Below are 3357 nucleotides of genomic sequence, written 5' to 3'. Positions count from 1 at the left end.
AGGGTGGCTTAGCAATCAGCCCGGGACGTTCCGGGGATCGTTGCCGTAGCTGTTTTTGGAGCTGATCTGGCCGGCCTGGTTCTTAATGACGTGCTCGACCTTGTCCGCCTTCGCAGTGTCCCGGCCGACGGCTGCAGCTTCGTCCTTGGTGCCGTAGCCGGCACCGAACGCGCGGTCGGCGCCCTCGCGCTTGTTCTTCCACGAACCGTCTTCGTAGTACGTCTCAATGTCGCCCTGAGCCACTGGATACTCCCTCTGCCGTTCGGATCTGACACCCGCTGCCATAGTGCGGGTAGCGAAAAGCCCCGCAGCACGAGCAGTGGCGGGGCTTCCCTGGCAACCACTCCGCATGATGGGGGATATGCGGAGAAGCTGACACCAAACCTAATTGCAAGCATGCTTATCTTTCAAGTTGGCGCGCCGCTGCCCACCGTAGACTGTGCCCGGAAGGCAGGAATTCATTGGGGGAGACATGACGCAGGCGATAGACGCTGACCAAAAAGAACTAGCCGCAGCGTGGGACAAGCGATGCTGGAAGGTGCAGCTCAAGTACACGGCGGTGTTGCTCCCAACAACGTTCCTGTTATTCGTCCCCTTTTCCGTCGCACTTTTTTACTTCATAGACATCGTGAGTCCTTTGATGTCCGGTGAGCTGGTCTATGGCCTGCCCGGGTACTACGAGTACCAGGAAGCAAAGGACGATGCCCTGATCTTCATGGCAGTCCTGGGCGTCCTCTATGCCATCGCGTTGTACCTCATGTACCGCTGGTACAAGAAGATGATGCGCGCCCTGGGGCCGCGTCCGGGCGGATACCCCGGCAAATGGAAACGCTGGCTGTGCGCTGAATAGCCGGTCAAGGAAATCCGCGGGCCCGTTCCCCATGGGTCCAAGGCCTGCGTTGCCGGCGCACTGTCCGGTGGGGCTGGGATTCTTTCAGCAGGGACGGCACCTATTCACACTGCCACTCGCGCCGATTGGGCACGTCACCCAGTCCGGTGGGGGACTTCTCAGGCACATGGGGGCTGAGGCTTTGGCGAACCTGCGGGGATCACCACAGTAGCCGGCGGCGGGAATCACCGTTTGTCATTTTCAGAAGCTGACTGCACAAAATTCGCTGGATTCCGGGGTTTGTGCAGACACGGTTGTGATCAGTGATTGCCCGCTACTCCTGTGCACAAGTACCCGTTCGCCGTGTACTCCTGTTTACAAACCGCGGCGTCGATTGTTCTCGGAACCTTCCCCTGCCACGACATCGGGTTTGGAACGGAGCACTGCACAGCGAGGGCTCGGCTTCCGGGCGGCGCTTCTCGATCCCCAGATGTGAGTCCTCAATGACTTGCCGCTACTCCTGTGCGCAAGTGCCCGTTTGGGAGTGCTTATAAACCGTGACCGTTATCTGAAAGCAAGCCTTGCCCCGAGCGCTTCCGCCAGCACGGTCTTCGAGTTTGGCGTTAGGAAGCCAGAGCAGTTTGTGTTTGACGCCATCGGCCATTCCGACTCCCAAACGCGATGCCGTAAAGCCTTGTCTGAACTGGAATGTAGCGACTTCTTCAAGAGCCAACATCAGCGTTCGACTGGGCTCCGCCTTGATTTCCTGGTCCCATTGCTCCGGGCTGACGTCAATTGCAGCGCCTGGAAAGGGCCGTTCGATGGAGGTGGACCCGAACAAATTGTCGCCTCTGGTTCCGCCCCACCCTGCTGCCCGCCGGGTTAGCTCCGGCCGGCCTATCCGCACCAGGTGCGACCTAGTGAGCCACAGTTCACCGTGGCCCCAATGTAGCCAGCCTGTGGTGCACGAGTCGGATATAAGAAAAGCCCTCACAGCTTTACGCCGTTTCGACAAGCAACAAACACGGTTCCCCCAGTGCAGTCAGAGACATCACCTAACGCGCGCCACGGTAGCACTCGAATCAAGGATGAACGTAGGAGCGCTGCCGGCCGGTCAGGTGTGCGTATGGCTTTTGACATCTGTGCAGTTAGCTTCTCGAATCGACACACGTCGCCGTGGTTCAGAACCCAGGAATCACGCTTTCATGAAGGAAAACTCCCCCCAAAATTCCCTAGAGCAAGCGGCGAAACGGCTATTCATTCACGTGAATGAATGCTAGAATTGAGGTAGCAAGTCAGCCAGACGAACGAAACTTATTTGATACGAAACCAGGTGCTGAAAATGACTGCTTCACCCACCGCTTACACGGTTTATACCAAGCCCGACTGCCGCAACTGCGACAAGACGAAGGACTACTTCGACTCCAGGGGAATCACTTACACGACCGTGGACATCACTGAAGTCCCGGCAGCTCTGGAGTACATCACCGAAGAGCTGGGCTTCTCCCAGGCGCCGGTCGTCGTGAACAACTCCGATGACCAGGACCGCTGGTGCGGCCTGCGCCGGGACAAGCTCGTCAGCGCTTCCATCAACCACCATGCCCGGAAAGGGGCCACCGCATGAGCATTCAGGACGCCACCATCACCGCCATCCTCGACAGCCACCACATCCCCGAAGAGTTCCGGCACGATCCTGAACTGCGCGCCGCCGCCTACGCCCTGGCCTTCCTGGACGAACCCGCAGGGGGAGCGGAGGAACGTTTCTACAACTCCGACACCGCTTTGCCTGGAGACACCCCGGATGCACCGTCGTATCAAGCCGGCAACCGGGGGCTGCTCACCGAGATCTACTGCTCACGAGTCTCCCTCCGGCTGGGGGAGCTGTACGCCGCGGACCTCGAAGCCTGGGCAGCGACAGCACCGTAATCATCCAGCCCCAAACGTCGCCATACGAAACCAGAGAGAACAGGAACGAAACCATGTCAGGCGAAACCACCATCACCGTGATCGGCAACCTCACCGGCGACCCCGAACTGCGCTTCACCCCCTCGGGATCCGCGGTCGCGAACTTCACTATTGCATCGACGCCGCGCGTCTTCGATCAGGCCTCTGGTGAGTGGAAGGACGGCGAAACTCTTTTCCTCCGGTCTACGGTCTGGCGGGAAGCGGCCGAGTATGTTGCAGCGTCGTTGACTAAGGGCAGCCGTGTGGTGGCCAGCGGCCGGCTGAAGCCGCGAACGTACGAGACGAAGGCGGGGGAGAAGCGCACGGTGATCGAGTTCGAGGTTGACGAGATCGGGTTGTCTCTTCGGTATGCGGCGGCTCAGGCCGTTGGGTCGCCAGCGAAGCGGCCGGTGCAGGATCAACCTCAGGTACAGGACGCGGCGCCGGCGCGGGACGAAGCACGGGTTGGTGAGGCCCCGCGTATCGGTTGGCGGGACCGGGTCAAGGCGTTGAGCGAAACCGGCGACGACGGTTACGCCGAGGATGACCCCTGGTTCGGAAAGATCGCTACGGGCGCGGGGTAC

General features: G+C 60.1%; 5 protein-coding genes. 4 read left to right on the top strand and 1 reads right to left on the bottom strand.

Features of this window, described 5'->3' with window-relative positions; genetic code table 11:
• Window positions 1–15 precede the first annotated feature (15 nt).
• Complete coding sequence (locus tag P2Q66_RS17060; RefSeq protein WP_275730040.1) at window positions 16–243, bottom strand: DUF2188 domain-containing protein; 228 nt, start codon at window positions 241–243, stop codon at window positions 16–18.
• Window positions 244–628: 385 nt separating this feature from the next.
• On the opposite strand from P2Q66_RS17060, the gene P2Q66_RS17055 reads away from it, so the two are divergent.
• From P2Q66_RS17055 to P2Q66_RS17040, 4 genes are all read left to right on the top strand, one after another.
• Window positions 629–850: a hypothetical protein gene (locus P2Q66_RS17055; protein WP_275730038.1), complete on the top strand. Its 222-nt coding sequence runs from the start codon at window positions 629–631 to the stop codon at window positions 848–850.
• Window positions 851–2171: 1321 nt separating this feature from the next.
• The gene (locus P2Q66_RS17050; RefSeq protein WP_275730036.1) at window positions 2172–2453 is read left to right on the top strand and encodes a glutaredoxin family protein; all 282 of its coding nucleotides are present in this window, start codon (window positions 2172–2174) and stop codon (window positions 2451–2453) included.
• Window positions 2450–2755, top strand: coding sequence for a hypothetical protein (locus tag P2Q66_RS17045; protein WP_275730035.1), 306 nt, complete (start codon window positions 2450–2452; stop codon window positions 2753–2755). Before P2Q66_RS17050 ends, P2Q66_RS17045 begins: the two co-directional genes overlap by 4 nt.
• A gap of 53 nt (window positions 2756–2808) precedes the next feature.
• The coding region (locus tag P2Q66_RS17040; RefSeq protein WP_275730033.1) for a single-stranded DNA-binding protein at window positions 2809–3357 on the top strand (549 nt) is incomplete at its 3' end.

This window comes from Arthrobacter sp. Cr_A7, assembly GCF_029222765.1.
Lineage (GTDB): Bacteria > Actinomycetota > Actinomycetes > Actinomycetales > Micrococcaceae > Arthrobacter.
This window is presented reverse-complemented; position numbering and strand designations above follow the sequence as displayed.